At 68.4% G+C, this 24207-nt stretch carries 22 protein-coding genes; 10 read left to right on the top strand and 12 right to left on the bottom strand.

The window, feature by feature from the left end; all coding sequences use genetic code 11:
* Positions 1-6: 6 nt before the first annotated feature.
* The 4 genes from CDO44_RS24760 to CDO44_RS24745 all read right to left on the bottom strand — a co-directional run bounded on the left by CDO44_RS24760 (position 7) and on the right by CDO44_RS24745 (position 4671).
* Positions 7-603 (bottom strand): 2-hydroxychromene-2-carboxylate isomerase, encoded by a 597-nt coding sequence (locus tag CDO44_RS24760; RefSeq protein ID WP_087782893.1) that lies wholly within the window; start codon positions 601-603, stop codon positions 7-9.
* Positions 600-2747 carry an acetate--CoA ligase family protein gene (locus CDO44_RS24755; protein WP_158213431.1) on the bottom strand — a complete coding sequence of 716 codons (2148 nt, stop codon included), beginning with the start codon at positions 2745-2747 and terminating at the stop codon, positions 600-602. The genes CDO44_RS24760 and CDO44_RS24755 overlap by 4 nt, the downstream gene beginning before the upstream one ends.
* A complete protein-coding gene (locus CDO44_RS24750) occupies positions 2731-3801 on the bottom strand; it encodes an enoyl-CoA hydratase-related protein (protein ID WP_158213430.1) in 1071 nt (356 codons plus the stop codon). The genes CDO44_RS24755 and CDO44_RS24750 overlap by 17 nt, the downstream gene beginning before the upstream one ends.
* Positions 3802-3936: 135 nt before the next feature.
* Positions 3937-4671, bottom strand: coding sequence for a DUF3108 domain-containing protein (locus CDO44_RS24745; protein WP_087782890.1), 735 nt, complete (start codon positions 4669-4671; stop codon positions 3937-3939).
* Between the two features lie 159 nt (positions 4672-4830).
* Here CDO44_RS24745 and CDO44_RS24740 point away from each other — a divergent pair, with 159 nt between their 5' ends.
* The 4 genes from CDO44_RS24740 to CDO44_RS24725 are packed head-to-tail and all read left to right on the top strand — an operon-like array spanning position 4831 to position 8427.
* Positions 4831-5814: a fumarylacetoacetate hydrolase family protein gene (locus tag CDO44_RS24740; protein WP_087782889.1), complete on the top strand. Its 984-nt coding sequence runs from the start codon at positions 4831-4833 to the stop codon at positions 5812-5814.
* Between the two features lie 24 nt (positions 5815-5838).
* Entirely contained in the window at positions 5839-6567 is a 729-nt protein-coding gene (locus CDO44_RS24735; RefSeq protein ID WP_087782888.1) for a PhaM family polyhydroxyalkanoate granule multifunctional regulatory protein, read from the top strand.
* A gap of 9 nt (positions 6568-6576) precedes the next feature.
* Complete coding sequence (locus tag CDO44_RS24730) at positions 6577-7767, top strand: FIST N-terminal domain-containing protein (protein ID WP_087782887.1); 1191 nt, start codon at positions 6577-6579, stop codon at positions 7765-7767.
* A 27-nt stretch (positions 7768-7794) separates the two neighbouring features.
* Positions 7795-8427 carry a glutathione peroxidase gene (locus CDO44_RS24725; RefSeq protein WP_087782886.1) on the top strand — a complete coding sequence of 211 codons (633 nt, stop codon included), beginning with the start codon at positions 7795-7797 and terminating at the stop codon, positions 8425-8427.
* A gap of 32 nt (positions 8428-8459) precedes the next feature.
* Here the strand turns inward: CDO44_RS24725 and CDO44_RS24720 are convergent, their stop codons facing one another.
* A complete protein-coding gene (locus tag CDO44_RS24720) occupies positions 8460-9326 on the bottom strand; it encodes a DUF6279 family lipoprotein (protein WP_087782885.1) in 867 nt (288 codons plus the stop codon).
* Between the two features lie 68 nt (positions 9327-9394).
* Between CDO44_RS24720 and glmU the strand changes: the two genes are divergently transcribed.
* The gene (glmU, locus tag CDO44_RS24715; RefSeq protein ID WP_087782884.1) at positions 9395-10777 is read left to right on the top strand and encodes a bifunctional UDP-N-acetylglucosamine diphosphorylase/glucosamine-1-phosphate N-acetyltransferase GlmU; all 1383 of its coding nucleotides are present in this window, start codon (positions 9395-9397) and stop codon (positions 10775-10777) included.
* Positions 10778-10817: 40 nt separating this feature from the next.
* Here glmU and CDO44_RS24710 read toward each other — a convergent pair whose 3' ends face one another.
* Entirely contained in the window at positions 10818-11282 is a 465-nt protein-coding gene (locus CDO44_RS24710; protein WP_087782883.1) for an Lrp/AsnC family transcriptional regulator, read from the bottom strand.
* A 170-nt stretch (positions 11283-11452) separates the two neighbouring features.
* Between CDO44_RS24710 and glmS the strand changes: the two genes are divergently transcribed.
* Positions 11453-13285: a glutamine--fructose-6-phosphate transaminase (isomerizing) gene (glmS, locus tag CDO44_RS24705; RefSeq protein WP_087782882.1), complete on the top strand. Its 1833-nt coding sequence runs from the start codon at positions 11453-11455 to the stop codon at positions 13283-13285.
* Position 13286: 1 nt separating this feature from the next.
* On the opposite strand, the gene CDO44_RS24700 is transcribed toward glmS, so the two are convergent.
* Positions 13287-15005, bottom strand: a complete 1719-nt coding sequence (locus tag CDO44_RS24700; RefSeq protein WP_087782881.1) for an FAD-dependent oxidoreductase — start codon at positions 15003-15005, stop codon at positions 13287-13289.
* 85 nt (positions 15006-15090) lie between these two features.
* Here CDO44_RS24700 and CDO44_RS24695 point away from each other — a divergent pair, with 85 nt between their 5' ends.
* Positions 15091-15543: a MarR family winged helix-turn-helix transcriptional regulator gene (locus CDO44_RS24695; protein WP_233146335.1), complete on the top strand. Its 453-nt coding sequence runs from the start codon at positions 15091-15093 to the stop codon at positions 15541-15543.
* 4 nt (positions 15544-15547) lie between these two features.
* Here the strand turns inward: CDO44_RS24695 and CDO44_RS24690 are convergent, their stop codons facing one another.
* The 5 genes from CDO44_RS24690 to CDO44_RS24670 all read right to left on the bottom strand — a co-directional run bounded on the left by CDO44_RS24690 (position 15548) and on the right by CDO44_RS24670 (position 20251).
* Positions 15548-15994: a PACE efflux transporter gene (locus CDO44_RS24690; RefSeq protein WP_087782880.1), complete on the bottom strand. Its 447-nt coding sequence runs from the start codon at positions 15992-15994 to the stop codon at positions 15548-15550.
* An 87-nt stretch (positions 15995-16081) separates the two neighbouring features.
* Entirely contained in the window at positions 16082-16960 is an 879-nt protein-coding gene (locus CDO44_RS24685; protein WP_087782879.1) for a class I SAM-dependent methyltransferase, read from the bottom strand.
* A gap of 51 nt (positions 16961-17011) precedes the next feature.
* Entirely contained in the window at positions 17012-18079 is a 1068-nt protein-coding gene (locus tag CDO44_RS24680; protein ID WP_087782878.1) for a MerR family transcriptional regulator, read from the bottom strand.
* A 10-nt stretch (positions 18080-18089) separates the two neighbouring features.
* Entirely contained in the window at positions 18090-19535 is a 1446-nt protein-coding gene (locus CDO44_RS24675) for a deoxyribodipyrimidine photo-lyase (RefSeq protein ID WP_087782877.1), read from the bottom strand.
* Positions 19536-19597: 62 nt separating this feature from the next.
* Positions 19598-20251, bottom strand: coding sequence for a MarR family winged helix-turn-helix transcriptional regulator (locus tag CDO44_RS24670; RefSeq protein ID WP_233146334.1), 654 nt, complete (start codon positions 20249-20251; stop codon positions 19598-19600).
* A 190-nt stretch (positions 20252-20441) separates the two neighbouring features.
* Here CDO44_RS24670 and CDO44_RS24665 point away from each other — a divergent pair, with 190 nt between their 5' ends.
* From CDO44_RS24665 to CDO44_RS24655, 3 genes are all read left to right on the top strand, one after another.
* A complete protein-coding gene (locus CDO44_RS24665; protein WP_087782875.1) occupies positions 20442-21455 on the top strand; it encodes a tripartite tricarboxylate transporter substrate binding protein in 1014 nt (337 codons plus the stop codon).
* 12 nt (positions 21456-21467) lie between these two features.
* On the top strand, positions 21468-22784 hold the full coding sequence (locus tag CDO44_RS24660; protein WP_087782874.1) for a Rieske 2Fe-2S domain-containing protein: 1317 nt from the start codon (positions 21468-21470) through the stop codon (positions 22782-22784).
* Positions 22785-22994: 210 nt separating this feature from the next.
* Positions 22995-24185, top strand: coding sequence for a Gfo/Idh/MocA family protein (locus CDO44_RS24655; RefSeq protein WP_087782873.1), 1191 nt, complete (start codon positions 22995-22997; stop codon positions 24183-24185).
* The last annotated feature ends 22 nt before the right edge of the window (positions 24186-24207 follow it).

Raw genomic sequence — 24207 nt, 5'->3', positions numbered from 1 at the left:
CGTTCCTCAGTCAGCAACAAGCGCCCGCCGCACGAAATCCAGGCGATCCTGTCCGAAGAACAGTTCGCCGTCGATGACGAAACTCGGCACGCCGAATACGCCCTGCGCCAGGGCTTCCTGGGTATGGGCCTCGAAAAGATCGCGACAGGGCGCGGTGCCGCCCTCGGCGACCAGCGCGCGCCCCGGATAGCCGGCCTCGTCGGCGATGCAGGCCAGCGTGCCCGCATCGGATATGTCCAGGTCCCGCACCCATACGCCAGCCAGGATGGCCTGCGCCAGGGGCCACACGGCCAGGCCGGCGCGCTCGGCGGCGAGTACGGCGCAGGCGGCGCGCGTTTCGTCCACGGGATGATGGCGCGGCTGCTCCTTGATCGGCATGTCCAGGTACCGCGCCCAGCGCCGCCGCTCCACGGCGCGGTAGGCGCGGCGCGACGGATGCAGGCCCGCCAGCGGCGCGCCGCCGGTCTCGCGGAACACGCGCAGCAGGTCGATGGGCCGGTAGACGATGCGGGTGCCGGTTTCGGCGGCCAGTTCGTGCAGCCTGGGGCCTGCCATGTAGACCCAGGGCGACAGCAGCGAAAAATAGAAGGTTAGGGTCTTCATGCGCGTCTCTCCTCTTCCGGATCGCGGGTGAGCAGCACCGCATCGAGCGCGGCGGCGCCCCGGCCGGCGTCGAACACCCGGAAAGGATTGATGTCGATGGACGCGATGCGGTCGGCGTGCTGGTACGCGAACACCGACAGCCGCACGATGGCGCGGACCAGGGCGTCCAGGTCGGCGCGGGGCCTGCCCCGCGCGCCGTACAGCAACGGAAAGGCCTTGAGCTCGCACACCATCCGCAACGCGCCATCGGCATCCACCGGGGCAATGCGCAGCGATATGTCGTCCAGGAGTTCGGCGTAGATGCCTCCCATCCCTACCATCACCACCGGACCGAAAACGGGGTCGCGCTGCACGCCGAGGATCATTTCCACGCCGGCCGGCGCCATGGGCGCCACCAGCATGCCCTCGATGCGCGCCTGCGGCACGGCCTGCGCGACGCGTTCGCGCATGGCGGCCCAGGCCTGGCGCAACCCTTCCTCGTCGGCGATGTCCAGCGCCACGCCGCCCGCCTCGCTCTTGTGCACGATATCGGGCGACAGCACCTTGAGCGCCACGGGATAGCCCAGCTCCCGCGCGGCCGCGCAGGCGTCGTCGATGCCCGCGGTCGCCCGCTCCGGCAGCACGGGGATCCCCACACGGGCCAGGACTTCCTTGGCCGCGTATTCGTTGGCCGCCTCCAGTACCGGGAAGTGCGGCACGCGCGGCAGGGTGGCCAGGTCGACCGGCCCGGGACTGGGCTGCGACAGGGCGCGCAGCGCGGACAGCGCCCGGATCGCACGCGAGGCATCCTCGATCAGCAGGTATCCCTGGTCGGCCAGTTCGTCCTGCAGCGCCTGCGGCGCCAGCATGGACAGCACCAGGACCGGCTCGGGAAACTCGCGCCGCAGGTCCGCGAAGATCTCGGCCAGCGGCTGCTGCAGCGGCGGCGAATACGGCATCGCCGTCAGGAAGAACACCACCGCCTCGTAGCGCCCCTCGCGCAGCATGGTGCGCAAAAAGCGCCGGAACAACGCCATGTCGCTCCAGATCTGCGCCGTGCCGTCCACGGGATTGCGCACGGCGGCCAGCGGCAGCATGGCGCGCAATGCGTCCTGGGCCGGCTGCGGCAGCGGCGCCATGTCCAGGCCCTCGTGCTCGGCCACGTCGGCCATCAGCACGCCCACGCCGCCCGACACGGTGAACACGCCCACCCGCCCTTCGGCGATGCGCTTGCCGCTGCCCGCCGCGTACGCGGCATCGAAGAAGGATTCGATGGAATCGGCGCGATGCACGCCGTACTGCCGGAACAGGCTGTCGAAGACGCGGTCGTTGCCGGCCAGCGCGCCCGTGTGCGACTGCGCCGCCGCCCGTCCCACGTCCGAGCTGCCCGCCTTGACCATGACCACGCGCTTGCCGCGCTCGCGCGCCAGCGCCAGCGCGTGCACGAGCCGGTCGGGGCTGCGGCAGCCTTCCATGTAGCCCATGATGACGTCGGTCTCGTCGTCGCGCGCGAAGTGGGCCAGGCAGTCGGCCATTTCGACGTCGCACTCGTTGCCGGTGGTCACCCACGCGCCCAGGGGCAGGCCCCGGCGGCGGGCCATCACCAGCGCCTGACCGCCGAACGCGCCGCTCTGGCTGACCAGCGCGGTGCGGCCCAGGCGCGGCAGTCCCAGGTCCACCATGAAGGCGAAGCTGGCGATCATGCCGATGCGGAAGTTCATCACACCCATGCAGTTCGGCCCGATGATGCGCATGCCGCTCTCGCGCGCCAGCGCCGACAGCCGGGCCTGCATGGCGGCGCCTTCCGGTCCGACTTCCGCGAAGCCGGCGCTGAACACGGTCAGTGCTTTGACGCCACGGTCGGCGCAGGCCTGCGCGGCGTCCAGCACCGCCGCGGCCGGCAGCGCCACGACCGCATGGTCCACGCCCCACGGCAGCTCGGCGACGCTGCGCAGCGCCGGCAGCCCCTGCACGTCGCCCCCCCGGGGGTTCACCGGCAGGATGGTCCCGCCATAGCCGTGCGCCTTCAGGAACTTGATGGGACGTCCGCCTATCTTCAGCGGATCGGCCGAGGCCCCCAGCACGGCGATCGAGGCCGGCGAGAACAACGGATCCAGGGAGCCGGTCGCGTGCTCGCAAACGGGGGATTCAATGCTGTCCAGCATGATGCAGGGGTCCTCCGGACAGGGCCGGGAAGCCGCAGTCCTTGACGGCGATGACATCGATGAATTCGGCGCGTTGCGCCAGGCCCTCGGCCAGGCAGGCGCGTGCGGCCTGCACCCAGGCCGCGTAGGGCGGCACGGCCTCGCCCGCGGCGCGCAGGCGGCCGGCGATCCGGGCGCGCGTGGCCGCATCGGGCGCATCGGCGGCCTTGGCCAGCGCGCGCTCGGCGAAGAAGAGATGCAGCAGGGCCCGGGCCTGCGGCCCCTCGGCCAGTTGCGCGAAACGATCGCGCTCGGCCTCACAGCCCTGCTCGAAGGGCAGGGCCGCGGCGGCCAGGATCAGGTCGATGGCCTGCGGGCCGGCATCGCGGCCGGGGAAAGCCTGCGCGGCCACGTCCAGATAGCGCGCACGCAACGCATCGGCCGACGCGCCGTCCGGAACGGGCAGCTCGGCGGTGCGTCGCCACGGCAGGCGGCCCGAGGCGATGTCGTTGGCACGGCGCACGGCGGCTGCAACCGGATCGTCGGCCACCTCATCCAACAGCCCCAGCGCCAGCGCGGTCGCGGCATCCACGCCGCGGGCCCGCACCACCATGTCCAGTGCGGCTTCCAGCCCCACCAGGCGCGGCAGCCGCTGCGTCCCGCCGGCGCCGGGCACCAGGCCCAGGTTCAGTTCGGGCAGCATCAGCAACGCGTCGCCGGCGCCGACTCGCGCATGGCAGGCCAGGGACAGCAGCGTGCCGCCGCCTATGCACTTGCCGCGCACCGCGGCCACGACGGGCTTGGGAAAGGTCTCGATGCGCCAGGCCAGATCGGCCATGCGGACCGTGCCGGGCGCATCGGGCCGGCCGATCTCGCGCAGGTCGCCGCCGCCCGAGAACATGCGGCCCGTGCCGGCCACGACCACGCCGCGCAGGGCCGCGTCATGCTCGACGCCGGTTAGCGCCTGATCGAGGGCGGCGCGCACCTCCGATCCGATGGCGTTGACCGGCGGGTGATCGATCCACAGGATGGCAATGCCGTCCCGCGGCACGGATGAAACGAAGGAGGAAGACACGAGACCGTCCGGGAAATGCCAGGCGCCCATTCTCGCGGGCGCTACCCGCGCGGACAATCACCGTGGGCGGAACATTGCGTTGCTGGACGAGCAACGCAGGCGAAGGCATCGGACGGGTTCGCCGGACGCGAGGGACTACGGCCGCTCGATCTTCTGCACGACCTGGTCCAGGAAATCGCCATTGGCCTCGTTCGACAGCACGCGCACGGGCAGCCAGTCGTGCGCGGGCGCCAGCCACACCTCGATCTTCTGGCCGTCGTCATGGTCGCGCTCGCGCACCAGGTGCACCGCCTCGATGCTGCCCATGGGCGTGGACAGCTTATCTCGGCCCGCCACCCGGAAACGCCAGTTGTCCGATTGGCTGGAACCCGCCACGCGGAAGGGCACGACCTTGCCGTCGGCGAAGGCGCCGCTGTCGGCCCGGCCGATCGACGCCAGTTGCAGCAGCACCGACATGCGGTCCTGCGTTCCCGGCTTGAGCGGCTCCTCGTTGCCGCTGGGCAGGCGCAGGCGTCCGGCGGCGGCATCGAACTCGGCCACCTTGACGCGCTTGTTGCGGGTCTCCTGGTAGCGCACCGGCTGCAGGCCCGCATCGCTCACCTTGCCGGTGCTTTCCCAGACGAAGCTGAAGAAAAGGAAGCTGCCGCGGTTCACCAGCCGGTAGTCGCCGCCACTACGCCGCCATTCCAGCGTGCTGTCCACGTTGATCTTGAAGCCCTTGGCCGAGGCATTGAGCTTGTAGGTCAGCACGGCCGAGGCGGGTGGCTCGTAACGCTCGGCGGCATGCAGCGCAGGCGCCGCGGCGACCAGCGCCAGGGCCGCGCAGGCGCGGGCGAAATGTCGACGGGAGGAACGGAAGGAGAAGTACATGGCGGTCCCGGGCCACGGTCGCGCGGCCCTCGATACGGTGATGTCCTCTATCGTACTGGACGGGCGGGGCCGGGCTGTTAGCGACTGCTACGGGGCTCCAGTCCGCGCCGTGTTACTGTTCGGCTTCTTGTCTCCCCACCGCATTTCTTCCACGCAGCCATGAAACTCGCTTCCTACCGTGACGGTTCGCGCGACGGCCAGCTGATCGTCGTCTCGCGCGACCTGCGCAGTGCCCATTTCGCCACCGAGATCGCGCCCACGCTGCAGCGCGCGCTGGACGACTGGAACTTCATCGCGCCGCAGTTGCAGGACCTGTACGACGCGCTCAATGCAGGCCGCGCGCCCCGGCCCTTCGAGTTTTCGGCGGAACAATGCGCCGCGCCGCTGCCGCGCGCCTTCCAATGGGCCGACGGTTCGGCCTACGTCAATCACGTCGAACTGGTGCGCAAGGCACGCAATGCCGAGATGCCGGAGACGTTCTGGACCGATCCGCTCATGTACCAGGGCGGCAGCGATGACTTCCTCGGCCCTACGGACGACATCGTCTGCGGCGCGGAAGCCTTCGGCATCGACTTCGAAGGCGAAGTGGCGGTCATCACCGGCGACGTCGCCATGGGCGCCACGCCGGCCGAGGCGGCCGACGCGATCCGTCTCGTCATGCTGGCCAACGACGTTTCGCTGCGCAACCTGATTCCGAACGAACTGGCCAAGGGCTTCGGCTTTTTCCAGAGCAAGCCCGCCACGGCATTCTCGCCGGTCGCCATCACGCCCGACGAACTGGGCCACGCATGGCGCGACGGCATGGTGCACCTGCCGCTCACCGTCACCTGGAACGGCAAGGTCGTCGGCCGCCCGCATGCCGGCACCGACATGGTGTTCAATTTCCCGCGGCTGATCTCCCACATCTGCAAGACCCGCAACTGCCGCGCGGGCAGCATCGTCGGCTCGGGTACTATTTCCAACAAGGACCCGCAGGTGGGCTATGCCTGCATCGCCGAGAAGCGCTGCCTGGAAATCATCGCCAACGGGTCGGCCAGCACCGAGTTCATGAAATTCGGCGACACTATCCGCATGGAAATGTTCGACGAGACCGGCGCCAGCCTGTTCGGCGCCATCGACCAGGTCGTTGCCGCGCCCAAATAGCGCCTTGCGACCGAGGAAACCGCCATGGCCTCTCAATCCTCCAACTCCGCCGGCGCAGCTCATCCGTTCGGCATACCGGGCCTGCAGTTGCCGGGCGCCGATGGCAACGTCGCCAATCCGGTGCTGCAAAGCATGGAGATGATGCGGCAGGTGTGGAGCACCCTGGGCACGCTGTCGCAGACCACGCCGGTCTCCCCGGCCATGGGACTGGACGAGCTCGACCGGCGCATTACCGATTTGCGCGCCGTCGAGAACTGGCTGAACCTGAACCTCACCATGCTGCGCGGGACCATCCAGGGCCTGGAAGTGCAGCGCGCCACCATCTCGACCCTGCGCTCGTTCGCGCAGACGGCAAGCGAAGCTTATGGCACCGGCGCCCAGGACGCGCCGCCCTCTCCGCTGGAAGTCGCGCTGGGGCTGCGGCGCCCGCCCGAGGCCGCCAAGCCGAAGGCGCCTGACGGGCCCGGCGCCGGTCCCGAAGGAGTCGAGACCGCTCCCCCCGGGGCGGCAGGCGCATCCGACCGGCCGTCCTCCGCGAAACCGGCCGAACCCCCGGCCGCCGCGGGCCTCTGGTGGAACATGCTGCAGGAGCAATTCGGCCGCATGGCGGCAGCGGCCGCATCGATGCCCGGCGCGCCGGCGCCCGCACCCAAGGCGAATGCCAAGGCCGCCTCCAAGCCGGCAAGTCCACGCAAGGCGACCGCAAAACCTGCCGGCACGGCGACGCGGCGCACTCGTCCATCCAAGGCCTAGGCCCCAGCCATGAGCTCGCAGTTCCCCTGGGCCCATGCCACGCATCCCGACTGGCGCATGTCGGCTTCGCTGTGCCTCGCGCAGATCGAACGGGCCAGCCGGGTCGGCGCCGGCGCAGCCGCGACGCTGGGCTTTCTCTACCTGACCGATCACCACGCCGGCGAAGCCGCCGAGATCCTCGCTTTCCTGCGCGAACGCACGGGCGTGACGCACTGGACCGGCGCCATCGGCGTGGGCATTGCCGCCGGCATGGCCGAATACATCGACGAACCGGCCATGGCCCTGATGCTGGCGGATTTCGCGCCGGACGATTTCCAGGTGTTCTCCGGCGCCACGCGGCCGCCCGGACGGCTGGCGCGAACGCCGGACGGCCGCCGGGCCGCATGGACCGCGCTGGTTCACGCCGACGCCGCCACGCCCGACCTGCCGGACCTGATCCAGGACATGCGCGGCAAACTCGCGGGCGCCGCCGTGTTCGGCGGCGTCTCGAGCAGCCGCCATCCGCAGACCATGATCGCCGACAGCGTGCTGTCCGGCGGATTGTCGGGCGTGGTGCTGTCCGAGAACATCACCGTGGCCAGCCGGGTCAGCCAGAGCTGCCAGCCCATCGGCCCGGTCCATCGCATCACCGAATCCGCCGGGCACCGGCTCAATCGGCTGGACGGCGCGCCGGCGCTGGACGTCCTGATGCACGACATGGGCATGCCGGCCGACGCCGGATCGCGGCCCGGCGCCTCTGCATCGGCCGGCCAGATTCCCGCCGCGGTGCAGATGTTGCAGGGGACGTTCGTCGGCATGGGCACCGGCGACGCCTTCATGCACGGCGACTACCAGGTGCGGCCGCTGATCGGCATCGACCCGCACGAAGGCGCGCTGGCCGTCGGCACCGACCTGGAAGCCGCCGACCACGTGGTGTTCTGCCGGCGCGACCGCGCCTCGGCGCAAGCCGACCTGATCCGCGCCTGCACCGCGCTGCGCGAACACATCGAATCCGAGCACGGCGGCATGGACAAGGTCCGCGGCGCCCTCTACATCTCGTGTCTCGGCCGTACCGGCACCCTGTTCGGCGGGCCGTCGGCCGAGATGCAGCTCGTGCAGCAGCAGCTGGGCGACCTGCCCTTGATCGGCCTCTACGCCAACGGCGAGATCTTCAAAGACCGGCTATATTGGTATGCGGGTGTGCTGGCCGTCTTCCTCTGACGGCGCGCATCCGCCGGGAGCCGCATCATGAAGCCGTCCCATTCCGCACGCCTTGCCGCCGCGTCGCCCGCTTTGCGCCGGCGCCTGCTCTGGCTGGGCGCCGCCTTGCTCGCCGCCGCGGCGCTGCTGTCCATGCCACAGATCGCCCGTGCCGCCGACCCCGCAGCCGCGCCGTCCAGCTGCCCTGCCCTGCTCGACGTGAGCTTCCCCCGGCTGCAGGACGAATCGCCGCAGAACCTCTGCCAATACCGGGGCAAGGTGCTGCTGGTGGTCAACACCGCCAGCTATTGCGGCTACACGCGCCAGTACGAAGGGCTGGAGCGCATCTACGCCAAGTACCGCGACCGGGGACTGGTCGTGCTGGCCTTTCCTTCCAATGATTTCGGCCAGCAGGAACCGGGCTCCAAGGAACAGATCGCCGACCTGTGCTTCAACACCTATGGCGTCAAGTTCCCCATCTTCTCCAAATCGGTGGTGACCGGCAGGGACGCCAATCCGCTGTTCTCCGCGCTGGCCAAGTCGACCGGGCAACCGCCCAAGTGGAATTTCCACAAGTACCTCGTCGGCCGCGACGGCAAGCCGGTTACCGCTTTCCCGAGCGCGGTCGAGCCGACCGACGCGCGGGTGACGCGGGAAATCGAGAGGCTGCTGGCAGGCTGAGCGGCGGCAAGGGACCGCTGGCGGGTCTTCCCCTAGCGCCCGGCGCCCTGGCCCGACAGGGCCAGGAAATCGTCCGACAGCTTGCGCAGGCGCTCTCGTGCCCTTTCGCGCTGGGCGGGCGTGGCCATGTTGAACAAGTCGGCCGTCAATTGCGCTCGCGCGCGCGCTCCCTCCTCGTGGCGGGCGCGCACGTCCGCGGCCACGGGGGTTTCCAGGTCGGCAAAGAAGGCCCGCAGCCTGGCCGAGGTCCGCGGCGGGGATTGGCGTTGCATCGCATCGTCCACGATGCCGACGAAGGCTTGCTGCCTCGCCTCGCGCAGGCCCAGGCGCCACGGCGCATCCGACGGGTGCGCCCCGACCCACTGCTCGATGTGGGCGCGCTGGGCCGGCGCAAGGCGCCCCAGCCACAGCTCGTAGCGGTCCACCAGTTGGTCGATGCGCCGCTTGCGCACGGCGGCCTCGCCGGCGTGCAGGTAGTCTTCGCGGAACTCCTCGTTGCTTTCCGCCAGTCGGGCCAACAGGCGCCGGCGCTGGGGCGGGCCGAACTGCGTCAGTACGTCGGCGAACTCGTCGGCCGTCCGGCTGCCGAGCTCCAGCAAGCGGCCTGTCACTTGTTGTTGCAGAGTCAGCAGTTCGGATACGGACAAGGGCGCCGGATCCTCCAGCCGCCGTTCCGCCGCGCGCAGGATGTGGACGTAGCGGGGCAACTCCTCGCGCCGGTGCCACGCCAGCACCCGGTGCAGGCGCTCCCGCGCGGGCTCGCGCATGGCCTCGGAAAGGCCGAACCAGTCGTCCATGCGGTAGGCCAGCACCTTCTCGGCGCTGTTGTAGCCCAGCTTGACGCCGCTGCAGGCGGCCAGCAGGCCCAGGATGACAACGATCAATACACTTCGGATCATCTGCTTGTCTCGAAGCTGCCTTAAACTGCCACGCTTTGACCAATCTCCAACCGGAGTAGTGCCGCAAAATGCTCAACATCGTGATCCTTGCCGCCGGCATGGGCAAGCGCATGAAGTCCGACCTGCCCAAAGTCCTGCACGGACTGGCAGGCCGCCCCATGCTGACCCACGTGCTCGGTGCCGCGCGGGCGCTGGACCCCGCCCGCATCGTGCTGGTGGTCGGCCACGGCGCCGAGACGGTCAAGCGCCACTATGAGCGCGACACGGATCTCAGCTTCGTTTTACAACAACCGCAGCTCGGCACGGGGCACGCGGTGCAACAGGCCGTCCCCGAACTCGCCGGCGGCGAGACGGGCGACGACGTCACGCTGGTCCTCTACGGCGACGTGCCCCTGGTGGGCAGCGCCACCTTGAGACGCCTGCTCGATACCCAGGCCTCGCAGCCGGGCGCCGTCGCGGTGCTGACGGTCGAACTCGCCGACGCCACCGGCTACGGCCGCATCGTGCGCAACGCTTCCGGCTCCATAGACCGGGTGGTCGAGCACAAGGACGCCTCCGCCGAAGAGCTGGCCATCCGCGAGGTCAACACCGGCATCCTGGCCGTGCCGACCGCCGCGCTCAAGCGCTGGCTGGGCGCGCTCAAGAACGACAACGCGCAGGGCGAGTACTACCTGACCGACATCATCGCCATGGCCGTCGCCGACGGCGCGCCGGTCCTGGCCGCCGCACCCGACCACGAGTGGGAAACCCTGGGCGTGAACAGCCGCGTGCAGCAGGCCGAGCTGGAGCGCATCTACCAGCGCACCCAGGCCGAGCGCCAGCTGGAAGCGGGCGTCACGCTGGCCGATCCGTCGCGGTTCGACCTGCGCGGCACGCTGACCTGCGGCCGCGACGTCTTCATCGACGTCGGCTGCGTGTTCGAAGGAACGGTGGAACTGGCCGACGGCGTTGCCGTCGGCCCGCACTGCGTGCTGCGCGACGTGCGCATCGGCGCCGGCACGCGGGTGGCCGCATTCAGTCACCTGGACGGCGCCAGCGTGGGCGCCGACGCCCGGATCGGCCCGTACGCCCGGCTGCGGCCCGGCACCGAGCTCGCCGACCAGACCCACGTCGGCAATTTCGTCGAGATCAAGAACAGCAGTTTCGACACCGGCTCCAAGGCCAACCACCTCAGCTACGTCGGCGATGCGACCGTGGGCGCGCGAGTGAACATCGGCGCCGGCACCATCACCTGCAACTACGATGGCGTCAACAAGGCGCGCACGGTCATCGAGGACGACGCCTTCATCGGGTCGGACACGCAACTCGTCGCACCGGTGACCGTGGGCAAGGGCGCGACCCTGGGCGCCGGCACCACCTTGACCAAGGATGCGCCGGCGGGCCAGCTCACGCTTTCGCGCACGCGGCAAAGCACGGTGCCGGGCTGGCAGCGTCCCACGAAAAACAAGTAGCCATCCGGCGTGCGGCCGCCCGGCGGCCGTGCGCTTCCCCTCACAACGCCACGCGCGTATCGAACTTGCTCCGGTGCACGGAAAAGAACGTGCGCACGTTGCGCACGTTGCCCTGTCCGGTGAACGCCCTGTGCACGAGGGCGTGATAGGCCGCCATGTCGGGCACCTGCACCACCAGCACGAAGTCGGGACCGGTCGACACCCGGTAGCACTGCGTCACCGCCGCCTCCCCCGCCATCGCCGCCTCGAACTCGGCCAGCCGTTCGGCCGCCTGCACGTCCAGCGTGATCTCGACGATGCCGGTCAACCCCGCGCCCACCTTCTCCGGCGACACGATGGCGACCTGCTTTTCGATCACGCCTTGTTCCACCAGCCGCCGGACCCGGCGCAGGCAGGTCGGGGCCGAAACGTGGACGCGGGCGGCCAGTTCCTGGTTGGTCAGGGTCGCGTCGTTCTGCAAGACCGAAAGAATGCGGCGGTCCAGGTCGTCGAGCGGGAAAGTCATCGTATTGCCATAGTCATGAAATTGAAGAAAAACTCTTCTTGATTATTTTTCAAATAATTCCCGCGATCAAAATAGTGAAATTTTCAAAAAATTATACGAAAAAATAGCAATTACATTTCTCCCCAAAAGCACCAGAATTCGCCGGACCCGTATACCAAGGACAAGGCATCATGTGTGGCATCGTCGGCGCCGTCGCCCAGCGCGACATCGTTCCCGTTCTGATCGAAGGCCTGAAGCGCCTCGAATACCGCGGCTATGACTCGTGCGGCGTCGCCGTCCACCTCGAGGGCGAACTGCGGCGCACCCGCAGCACCTCGCGCGTGGCCGAGCTCGAATCGCTGATCGCGGCCGAAACGCTGACCGGCTTCACCGGCATCGCCCATACCCGTTGGGCCACGCACGGCGCGCCGGCCACCAACAACGCCCATCCCCATTTCTCGGCCGACCGCAATGGCCGCAGCCGCGTCGCGCTGGTGCACAACGGCATCATCGAGAACTACGAGGAACTGCGCGCCGAGCTGCAAGGCTACGGCTACGAGTTCGAGAGCCAGACCGACACCGAGGTCATCGCCCACCTGCTCAACCACCTTTACGACGGCGACCTGTTCGCCGCCGTACAGCAGACCGTCAAACGCTTGCAGGGCGCCTACGCCATCGCCGCGTTCTGCCGCGACGAGCCGCATCGCGTGGTCGGCGCCCGCCACGGTTCGCCGCTCATCGTCGGCCTGGGCGAAGGCGAGAACTTCCTGGCGTCCGACGCGCTGGCGCTGACCGGCACCACCAACAACATCATCTATCTGGAAGACGGCGACGTCGTCGACCTGCAGCTCGCGCGTGTCTGGATCGTCGACGTCGACGGCCAGCCGGTGGAGCGCCCGGTGCGCACGGTGGTCGCCCACACGGCGGCGGCGGACCTCGGTCCCTACCGGCACTACATGCAGAAGGAAATCTTCGAGCAGCCGCGCGCCATCGGCGACACCCTGCAGGACATCGAGACCGTCACGCCCGACCTGTTCGGCGAATCCGCGGACGGCATTTTCCGCAACATCGACTCGGTACTGATCCTGGCCTGCGGCACCAGCTACTACGCCGGTCTCACCGCCAAGTACTGGATCGAGGCCATCGCCAAGGTGCCGGTCGCCGTCGAAATCGCCAGCGAATACCGCTACCGCACCAGCGTGCCCAACCCGCGCGCCCTCGTCGTCACCATCTCGCAATCGGGCGAGACGGCCGATACCCTGGCCGCGCTCAAGCACGCGCAGCAACAGGGCATGACCAACACGCTCACCATCTGCAACGTCGCCACCAGCGCCATGGTGCGCGAATGCAAGCTCAACTTCCTGACGCGCGCGGGCGTCGAGATCGGCGTGGCCTCCACCAAGGCCTTCACCACCCAGCTCGTGGGCCTGTTCCTGCTGACGCTGTCGCTGGCGAAGATCAAGGGCCGCCTCACCGACGAGCAGGAAGCCGACCACATCCGCTCGCTGCGCCACCTGCCGGTCGCCATCCAGGCCGTGCTGGCCCTCGAGCCGCAGATCATCTCGTGGGCCGAGGAGTTCGTGCGCAAGGAAAACGCCCTCTTCCTGGGCCGCGGCATGCACTACCCGATCGCGCTCGAGGGCGCGCTCAAGCTCAAGGAAATCAGCTACATCCACGCCGAGGCCTATCCGGCCGGCGAACTCAAGCACGGCCCGCTGGCCCTGGTCACCGACCAGATGCCCGTGATCACCGTGGCGCCGCAGGATGCCCTGCTCAAGAAGCTGCAATCCAACATGCAGGAAGTGCGCGCGCGGGGCGGCCACCTGTATGTGTTCGCCGACGCCGGCAGCAACATCCGCACCGAGACCGGCGTGCACGTGATCCGCATGCCCGAGCACTACGGCTGGCTCTCGCCCATCCTGCACGTGGTGCCGATGCAGTTGCTCGCCTATCACACGGCGTGCGCGCGCGGGACGGACGTGGACAAGCCCAGGAACCTGGCCAAGAGCGTGACGGTGGAGTGAGCTAGTCCGGCCTCATGCCATAAGGGTCGCTAGCCAGCCGGCCGCTGACCCGCGCCAGGACCGCATGCGCCTGGCCGTCGTCCGCGCCCCGCCAGGCGACGATCTGGTCGGGCCGGATGAGAACCAGCGGCGCCTCGTACAACGCCCGCAGCGCCGGGGACGCAAGCCGGACGGCCTCCAGGTCGATGCCCAGTTCGCGCGCGGCGGCCTCGAAGCCTGCGTGCGGCGCCTCGTCCTCACCCAGCACCAGCAGCGTCCATTCGCGGTGGAACAGGTCGAACAGCGAGCGGCCGTCGTCCAGCCACATGTGGGGCGGACGGCCGCCGGGACTGGCGGTATGGACATAGCGGTTGGGCTCGTCGGGCGGCAGCGGGGCGCCGTCGCCTACGATGATGGGCGAACCGTCGTAGCGGCCGCCGAAGGTGACGCCCGGGATGTTGAATTCCAGCCTTGCATGCTCGTCCAGGTGCCGCGCGGCCGCCTCGCGCTCGGCCTCGCCCTGCGGCGAGTCCTCTTCCAGCACGGCCCTGGCCTGGAACAGGCCCACCGAGTCCGCGAAGCGCCGGGCGAATCCGGTATTGCGTTCGGCCAGCGGCCGACGCTCGGCCTCGTAGCTGTCCAAGAGGGACATCGGCGCTTGCCCTTTGAGCACACTCGCGAGCTTCCAGGCCAGGTTCACGGCATCCTCGACCGCCGTGTTGTAGCCCAGGCCACCGGTGGGCGTGAACAGATGCGCCGCGTCGCCGGCGATGAACACGCGGCCGTGGCGGAAGCGCCGGGCGACGAGCGCGTGCCCGGCCAGCCAGGTGCCCATGGACAGGATTTCCATCGGCACGTCCGTCCCCACCGCTTCCGCGAAGATGCGGCGGGCGTCCGCCTCGGTCCAGCTTTCCGGGTTCTCCCCGGGATGAACCGCCGCATGGAAAGCGAATTCGGCAACGCCGTCCACGGACGCCATGAAGGCGCGCCGTTGATGATTGACCGCGACGTACATCCAGGCCTTCGGATGAGGCAGCCTGGACAGGAACTCGGGCGAGCGCAGGTAGATGGCGAACATCTTGCCTCCCATGAACTCTCGCTGGATGCCGGTGACGCCGCCCCACTCGATGCCCAGCCGGCCCCTGACGAAGCTGCGCGCGCCGTCGGCGCCCACCAGGAACCGGGCCTTCACTTCCAGGGGCTCGCCGCCATCGACGGCCTGCACCGTGGCGACGACGCCATCATCCTCTTCTCGGAATGCCTGCAGGACCCATCCATACCGCAGGTCGATCGAAGGCCAGGACTGAGCGTGGCGCCGCAGCGCGGCCTCGACGAATTTCTGCGACACGCGGTGCGGCAGCTCGGCCGCGCTCCAGGAACCCGTCATCGTCCTGATCCGCACCGTGGCCTCGGCGGCGGTCGGCAGCTTGATGCGCGCGAGCTCATGTCCGGTGTAGCGCGTGAAATAGGCGATGTCGGTAGGATGATCGGCCGGCAGCCCCAGCGCGCGGATCTCGTGCGCGAAACCCAGCCGGCGGAAATGTTCCATGGTGCGGGCCTGGGTGGCGTTGGCCTGCGGGTTGAACGCGGTGCCGGGCTTGGCATCCACGATCAGGCAGCGCACGCCGCGCGGTCCCAATTCGTTCGCGAGCATCAACCCGCATGGCCCGCCCCCCGCGACCAGCACGTCGACCTCGAGCCGGATCGGCTCGCTCACAGTAGACTGCGCGTCGTCAAGCATCGTATGTTCCCTTTTTCGGATAGCCCGGCCCGATATTTATTTAGGTTACCAAAGCAAATAGCTGCGCACAATTCGAATCGATCCCGTGAAAACCCTCGATAGCAACGCCTACCAATGGCGCACCCACAACCCCGGCCGCGTGCTCAACAGCGCACTGCGCCGTTTCGAGCAGCGCGTCATGGACCTCATGGCCGAGGCCGGGCATGCCGAAACCCGCCGGTGGCACGTGAACCTGACCCGTCATCTGGACCTGGAGGGCACCCGCATCACCGACCTCGCCAGGCGCTCGGCGATGACCAACGCGGCCATGAACGAACTGGTCGGGCAGTGCGAAGAGCTGGGGCTGGTGGAGCGCGTGGCGGATCCGGCGGACAAGCGGGCGCGCATCGTGCGCTTCACGCCCGCGGGACTGGCGTGGCTGGATGACTTCGGCCGGGCCGTGGCGGTGGCCGAGGAAGAGATGATGAAAGAAGTGGGCAGCCGCAATCTGTCGATCCTGCTGAAGAACCTGGCCGCTTATGCGGCAGCGGCCGATTGAAGCGTCAGCCCAGAGGAGGCTTGGCCGGCGCAGGCTGCGCCGAGGCCGGCAAGCCGAACAGGCTATCGAAAACCAGATTGAAGACGAAGGTATAGACCAGGAAGAAAACGATGAGGCCGAGATCCAGCAGGAAGGCATGCCATAGCGAGACCTCCAGCCACCAGGCAAACAGCGGCACCAGCATGAAGACCAGGCCCGCCTCGAAGCCGACGGCATGCGCCACCCTGCGCCAGAACCCGCGCCCGCGCTTGGCCTGGCGGGCTTCCCACCATTCGAAGGCGGTGTTGTAGGCGAGGTTCCAGAGCACCGCGATGGCCGACGAAGCGACGGCGGCGACGCTCGCATGCCCCACGCCCTGGTCGGAAAAAAGCGAAAAGCCGATGGTGGTGACGGCGACGGCAATGAGTTCGAAGAACGTGACGTAGACGATTTTTCTTTTGAAGCCCTGCATGGCCGGCAATTCCGTTTGTGTTGCTGCGTAGCAGGGGCATTCTACTTGTGGCTGCCCCTGCTCGCGCCGGGATTGCACGGCGCCCGCTCAAACGCGGGCGCACATCACCTCCAGCCCGCCCCCGGCGGTCTGGAGTCCGTCCTTGCGGCGCGCGAAGTAGCGCCCGTTCAGGTCTGCCGAACCCAGGCTGACGGCGTGGGCGTAGCCCATTTCATGCAGGCGCGCCCGCAAGGCTTCGGGTTCGAATGCCGACAGCCATGGTTCGCCCATCGCTGCGAACATGGCCGCGACATGTTCTTCCATGACGCGCTCTATCGCGTTCAGGCGCTGCGGCGCCACGCGGTAGTCGAACGTGACCGCGCTACCCGGCGGCAGGCGGGCGATGAAATCCAGCACGGCCCATATCGCTTCATCGTCCAGGTACGGAGTGACGCCCAGCCAGGAGAAAAACGCCGGCTGATCGCGGCGCAAGCCCGCTCGCTCCAGCGCATGGGCCAGCGATCCCTGCCGCAGATCCACCGGCACCATGACTGCAGAACCGTGCAGCGCGATGCCGGCTTGCGCCATCAGTTCGCGCTTGAACTGCTGCGCCCGCGGATGATCGACCTCGAACATCCGCAGCCCCATCGCCGCATGAGGCGCGCGCAGGGCCAGGGTGTCCAGCCCTGCGCCGAGGATCACGCACTGGCGAACGCCTGCTTCCGTGGCCATGCGCAGCTCGTCTTCGGCGCACAAGGTGCGCGCGACGATGGCGGCGCGCATGCTGCGGGCCATGGGATCGTTGAGCGTGAACGGGTCTTCGCGCAGCCGGTGCTCGAGCTCGGGCCCCAGTATGGGCAACGCATAGGGATCGGCAAATACGAGCGGCTCGTCCAGCAACTGGTGCACCGCCCGCGCCATGGCCACGCGCAGCGCCGACCCGCCGGCTTCCTGCCGGCCGGCGGCCGTTTTCTGGTGATTAGTCATGAGACCTCCTGTGCAAACGGCGCAGGATAGGGCCTCACGTCCACGTGAGGGTCAAGGGGTCCGGCGGCGCTGCCTCGCGGGAGCCTTGGCGGACTTGGCCCGATCCGCGGCCTCGACACGCTCGCGAGCAGCCCGCGCCCGATCGATGAACGCCCGCATTGCCGGCTCGATCACATGGCCGATCCGCAGGATCGGTTCTTCGCGGTAGGCCCGCTCGAATTTCTCCCGCAATACCGGGTCGTGGCCGGTAGTATCGTCCAGCAGATCGTCCCATTCCCGAAGGAGCGCCTGCGCCGGGCCGCCTGCGGGAGACGCGCCGCGCTCCATCGACTGGCCGATACGGCGGGCCAGGTCCGCCCAGCGCGGTCCCTGGCGCTTGTCGATGCGTTCCAGCTCCTCGTCCGACAGGTGACGCCGGAACGCGGCCATGCGCAGGCTGACAGCTTGCTCCATGTACTGGATGACCGCCGCATCGAGGCCCGTCTTCCCGCTGGCCGCCGCCGTCTGCCCGACCATGCGTCCCCAGCGGACGGCGAGTTCCATGTCGCCCCCCATCCAGCGCATCGACACATCCATCCAGCGCGCCGCCAGCCGCTGCGCTTCGTCGCTTTCCGGGGCAATACGCCGATCCCGGGCATTCCTCACCGCGCCGAGGAGGTCTTCCCATTCCGCGCGCGTCCCACGCCACCGCTCGAAGATGCGCCGCAGCTGCGCCGGCGTGAGGAACTTGCGATACGCCTCGACCTGCTCGAGCGTTGCAAGCCATTGCCCCGGGTCTGGCGCCCGGTCCGCGGCGAGCGTGGCCTGCAACAGCGCCAGGCGCGTACGCAACTCGCGGGCGCGCGCCATCTCCTCGTCCAGCGCCCGGATCTGCCCGGCCACGATATCGGCCAGCGGCACGGTTCCGCCCTGCAGCAGCCCGCCGATGGCCGACAGCGAGAACCCCAGCTGCCGCAGTCCCTGTATCGCGTGCAGCCGCGTGATGTCATCGGCGCCATACAGCCGATAGCCCGATGACGAACGGGCGGATGGCTTGAGCAGGCCGATCTCGTCGTAGTGATGCAGCGTGCGCACCGTCAGTCCGGTCTTGCGCGCGAGCTCTCCGACTTTGAGCAACATGGAGGCTGCCTCAGGCGGAATGCAGCGCTTCGAAGCGCATCAGCGTCCGGGTCCGCGCCCGCGCATGATCCACCACGGGCAGCGGATAGTCCCGGCCCGGCCGCACGCCGCACGCATCGGCGTCCGCCGGCCGCATGGCCGCCGGAAAGTGGATGAACCGGTCGGGCACGCGCGCCAGCTCGGGCAGGTAGCGGCGAATGAAGGCGCCGCCGGGATCGAACTTCTGCGACTGCGTGACCGGGTTGAAAATGCGGAACCACGGCTGCGCGTCGCAGCCGGTGGACGCCGCCCACTGCCAGCCGCCGTTGTTGGCCGCGAGATCGTAGTCGTTCAGGTGATCGGCGAAATGCCGCTCGCCCCGGCGCCAGTCTATGCCCAGGTCCTTGGTCAGGAACGAGGCCGCCACCATGCGCAGGCGATTGTGCATATATCCGGTCTGGTGCAGCTGGCGCATGGCGGCATCCACGAGCGGATAACCCGTCCGCGCCTCGCACCAGGCCTGCCAGAGCTCGGGCGCGTCGTCCCAGGACAGGCGGTCGAAATCGGGCTTGAAGCAGCCTTGCACCACATGTGGGTGGTGCCATAGGATCATCTGGTAGAACTCGCGCCAGATCAGCTCCGACAGCCAGGTCTGCGCCCCTTCGCCGCCGTCGCGCTGCGTCAGGTCCACCAGCTGTCGGATGGATACCGTGCCAAAGCGCAGGTGCACCGACAGATATGACACGCCCCTGCGTGCGGGGTAGTCTCGCGTTTCATGATAGCGCTCGATGCGCCCCGCGAACTCTCGCAGCAGTTCCTTCCCGCCCCGCATGCCAGGCGGCAGCGCCAAGTTCGACAGGTTCGTCCGCTCGAACCCCAGCTCCTCCAGGCTTGGCGGATGCTCTCCGCGCGGCTTGGGCGCCAGGTGCGCGGCATGGCGTTCGACGGGATGGGATGAGAGCCGCGAGCCGTCCACCCGTTGCAGCCAGGCGCGCTTGTAGGGCGTGAACACGCTGTAGGGCTGGCCCTGCTGCGTCAATAGCTCGCCGCGCTCCAGCACCACCTGGTCCTTGTAGTCGCTGAAGGCGATGCCGCATGCCTCGAGCTCCTGCGCCACGCGTCGGTCGCGCGCGATGGCGCCGGGTTCGTAGTCGCGGTTGGCCAGCACCTCGCGCACGCCCAGTTCCCGCGCCAACCGGACGATGCACTCGGGGGCGCTGCCATGGCGGACGATGAGGCCGCCCCCCGCCGCGCCGGCCTGGCGGCCGAGACGGTCCAGCGCCTCGTCCAGCTCCAGCACGCAAGCATGGATGAACTCCACGCGTCGGTCGGAACGCGAGGGCAAGGCATCCAATATGTCGGTGTCGAAAACGAAGACGCAATGCACGCGCTCGTAGCGGCGCAGCGCCTGGCAAAGCGCGGCATGATCGAAACTGCGCAGATCGCGCCGGAACCAGACCAGGGCCGAATCAGCCATGCGCCCTCGCAATGCCGACGCTGGCGCGCATGGAGACTTGCGCGGCCGACCCGGCCGGGCCCTCACTCGTCATAGCTGGCCACCTTCTTCCTGGCGGCACGCGGGGCGGCGGCCTGCGCGGGCGAGCGCTCGGCCGCCGTACGCATGGCGGGCCGGCCGCGCTGCGGCTGAGATCGCTCCGACACCCGCCGCGACAGTTCCCGCGTGGAGGGAATGCGCATGCTGCGCTCGTCGGCTTTCGCCTCGTCCTCGGCCAGGTTGGTGATGATGCCGAGCAATACCTTCCGCGCGACCGCGACCTCCGCGGCGGTCAGGCCCTTGACGCCGATGCGGTTCACCTCCTCCGCCAGCGGGATGAGAACGCTCTCGAGTTCGCGGCCCTTCTCGGTCAGATAGACGTGCACGTTCTTCTTGTTTCCCGGCAGGTGCTTGCGCTCCACATAGCCGCGCGCTTCCATCGCCTTCAGCGCACTGTAGGTGGTGGGTTCCATGACCCCCGCCTCTTCGCTCAGTTCGCGTTGCGTCAATCCATCCTGCACCCAGAGGATGCGCAGGAACGCCCAATGGCCGAACGACACGTGGTGCTGGTTCAGCCGCATCTGCAGCCCCCGGACGAGCGCCCGGGTAGCGTCTTTGACGAGGTGGGCGAGGCGGTCGTTGGGCGCGGCGCTTTGCCAGTGCTCGAGGATCTTGCGGGTGTCTTCTGGGGAACTCATGCTTGTCCGTGGGCCTGTGCTCGTGCAAATCATACTCGGCCCCTCGGGGAAGCCCGGGGGTTGAAAAATACTTAGAGCTTTAATATTATTATCTTAGAGCTCTAATTAAAAGCCTCCGTCCAGATGGTCTGGATGCGGCCCGAGCACCGGAGCGCCAGGGAAAAGGCGCGTAGCCACCAAGGAGACCCCCATGAATCTTCATACTCGCCACCTCGCCCGCGCCCTGCCGGCGCGCCTGGTCCGTGCCGGTCTTGCGGCCCTGCTGGCCTGTGCGCCGGCGCTGGCCAGCGCCGATGACCTGGCCGACTACCCTTCGCGTCCCGTGCGCTTTATCGTTCCCTATGCCACCGGCGGCCTGCCCGATACGGTGGCCCGCATCATCGGGCAGCGATTGACCGAGAACCTGGGCAAGTCGTTCGTGGTGGAGAACAAGCCTGGCGCCAACGGCGTGGTGGCCGCCCAGACGCTGATGGGCAGCCCGCACGACGGCTACACCTTCCTGGTGACAGACGGCTCGATGATGTCGATCAACCCGTCGCTGTACAAAGACCTCGCCTACGACCCCAAGCGGGATTTCATGCCGGTGGCGCTGGTGGCGACCTCGCCCCTGTTCATCGCCGCGCGCCCGGATTTCCCGGCCAATACGCTGAAGGAGTTCGTGGACCTGGCCAAGAAAAGCACCACCGGCATCACCTACGGTTCGTCCGGGGTCGGCAGCAGCCACCACCTGACCATGGAGGCCATGAAAAGCGCGTTGAACCTGCGGCTGGACCACGTGCCGTTCCGGGGCTCGGGCCAGGCCGTGCCGGCGCTGGTGGGCAAGCAGGTGGACATCGTGGTGGCCGCGCTGCCGTCCTTGTCGGGCTTCGCGCAAAAGGGGCAGGCCAAGATCCTCGCCACCAACTCGCTCAAGCGCTCGACGCTGGCGCCCGACATCCCGGCGGTGTCCGAGATCATCCCCGATTTCAATTTCGCGGTGACGGTAGGCGTACTGGCGCCCACCGGCACGCCCAAGGCGATCGTGAAAAAGCTCAGCGACGAAGTCGCCAAGGTGGTCAGACAGCCCGAGGTCATCAAGCAGTTGCAGGGCCTGGGCATCGAGCCGGTGGGCGGCTCGCCCGAGGAATACGCGAAGGCCATCGACGAGGAAGCGCGGCGCTATGCCGGCCCCATCAAGGCCGCGGGGATCAAGCCCGAAAATTGAAGGAGAAGCAGGATGTTGACGCGTGAAAAGAACGAGCGGCTGTGCCGGGTGGAAGGCGACGCGCCCATGGGCGCGCTGATGCGCCGGTTCTGGCTGCCTTTGTGCCTGATCGAAGAAGTGGCCGAACCGGACGGAGCGCCCGTGCACGCCCGCGTGCTGGGCCAGGACCTGGTCGTCTTCCGCGACAGCGAAGGACGCATCGGCGCGCTGGACGAGAAGTGTCCGCACCGCCGTGTGTCGCTGGTCTACGGCCGCAACGAGGAGGGCGGCCTGCGCTGCCTCTACCACGGCTGGAAGATGGACGTACATGGGCAAGTGCTGGAGATGGCGTCCGAACCGGAGACCAGCCCCATTGCCTCGAAGGTGCGGACGACGGCTTACCCCACCCGCGAATGGGGCGGCATGGTCTGGGTGTTCCTCGGCAAGGAGGAAGACGCGCCCGGGTTCGTTCCGCCGCCCTGGGCGCCCACCAAAGACGCCAAGGTCAGCATCGCCAAGATCCTGCTGCCGTGCAATTGGGCGCAGATCCTGGAAGGCGCGATCGATTCGGCCCACAGCTCCAGCCTGCACTCCTCGGATTTCGTGCCGGCCAAGGTCAGCGGGGCCGAAGCCACCGACAAGAACTGGCTGCGCCCTTCCACCGACAAGGCGCCGCGGATGCAGGTGGAACGCACGCCCTATGGCTTCCGCTATGCGGCCATCCGGCGTCCGATCTTCGATCCGGACACGCAGGACTACGTGCGCTCCACGGTGTTCGTCGCCCCCTTCACGGTTCTTGTTCCGCCCAACAACCTGTACAACGTCGCCAACGTCAACGTCCCCATGGACGATACGCATACGGCGTTCTACTTCCTGGCCTGGGGCCATCCCGCCAAGACGCCGGATACCGAAACATGGCGCAAGTTCCTGCGCGCGCAGGTCGGCCCGGACCTCGACGAGCGCTACCGGCCGCACCGCAACCACGACAACCGCTTCTGGCAGGACCGCCAGGCCATGAAGGCCGGCAACTTCACGGGCATCACCGGCTTTCCCAACCAGGACATCGCCATGTGGGTGACCATGGGTCCCATCGCCGATCGCTCCGAGGAACGGCTGGGCACCAGCGACCTCGCCATCGTCGAATTCCGCCGCCGCATGCTGGCCGCTCTGGACGAGTTCGCGGGAGGCGCGGAACCGGTGGGCCTGGGCGCCAACGCCATCCCCAAGGAAATCTGTTCGTTCCAGGCCATCGTGCCCAAGTCGGTCGACTGGCGCGAGTACCGGGTTTCCTATGTATGGGACGATGTTCCGGCGGGCCGGAAGCTGGAATCCAACTATGAGGTGGGGTAGGCTCCCCCCTACGCGCTGACGCGCGCCCCCCAGGGGGCGATGCGGGTGGACCGGCGGAGCCGGATCCACCGCATCCTGGGGTACCACCAGGCTGACCGCGCACGGCGTTCTTTTGGTACCTCGGTGGAAAGCCTAGGCAAGGACGCCGTCCTCGGTCAGCCTGGTGGTACCCCAGTGCCCTGGCCTGACTACGTACATGGAGGAGTTCTGATGTCGTTTTCTCCGCTGCGGCTGGGTGTCGCGGGACTGGGCCGGGCCTTTTCGCTGATGCTGCCGACCTTTCTGCGCGATCCGCGTATCGTGCTGGCGGCGGCCTGTGATCCGCGGTCCGCTGCGAGGGAGCAGTTCGCGCGTGATTTCGGCGCGGCGGTGCATGCGGACATCGAGGCCCTGGCGGCCGATCCGTCGCTGGACGCGATATACGTCGCCAGCCCTCACCAGTTTCACGCGCGCCATACGGAGATCGCGGCCGCGCATGGCAAGCACGTGCTGGTGGAAAAGCCCATGGCGCTCGCGCTGGAAGAATGCGACCGCATGATCGCCGCCTGCGACCGCGCCGGCGTTCATCTCATCGTCGGGCACTGCCACAGCTTCGACATGCCGTACCTGAAGACGCGCGAGCTGATCGACAGCGGCGAGTTCGGCGGCGTGCGGATGATCCATGCGCTCAACTACACCGACTATCTCTATCGGCCACGCAGGCCGGAGGAGCTCGTCACCGCCGAGGGCGGGGGCGCCGTCTTCAGCCAGGCCGCGCACCAGGTCGACATCGTCCGCCTGCTGGCGGGATCGCGCCCGGTCCGCCTGCGGGCCGCATTGGGCAACTGGGACCCCCGGCGCGCGACGGAAGGCGCCTACTCGGCGATGCTGTGGTTCGAATCGGGAGCCTACGCGTCCTTGTCCTACAACGGCTATGCCCACTTCGACTCCGACGAGTGGACGAACTGGTTGGGCGAGATGGGCAACCGCAAATCGCCCGACGACTATGGCGCCGCGCGCAGAAAACTCGCGGCGGTGGACTCGCCCGATGCGGAGGCCCGCGCCAAGGCCGACGGGACCTACGGGGGCGCTTCTTACAAGCCGCCCGAAAGCGGGGAAGCGCGGTCATACCAGCACTTCGGTCCCATCATCGTCTCGTGCGATCATGCCGACCTGCGGCCGCTACCGGACGGGATCGCGGTCTATGGGGACGATGCCAAGCGATGGATCCCCCTCGACAAACCGGCCGTGCCCCGCCACGAAGTGATCGACGAACTGGCGTCCGCCGTCCGCGGCGGCACGCCGCCGCGCCACGACGGGCGCTGGGCCAGGGCGACGCTGGAGATATGCCTTGCGATGCTGCGATCGGCGGCGTCTCAGCAGGATATTGGGTTGACAGAGGGTCCCTCCCCTTCGCGCTGACGAGCGCCACCCAGGGGGCGAT

It is taken from the genome of Pigmentiphaga sp. NML080357 (assembly GCF_002188465.1).
GTDB lineage: Bacteria > Pseudomonadota > Gammaproteobacteria > Burkholderiales > Burkholderiaceae_B > Pigmentiphaga.
The sequence above is the reverse complement of the archived record's forward strand: the minus strand, read 5'-3'. Positions and strand labels throughout refer to the sequence as shown.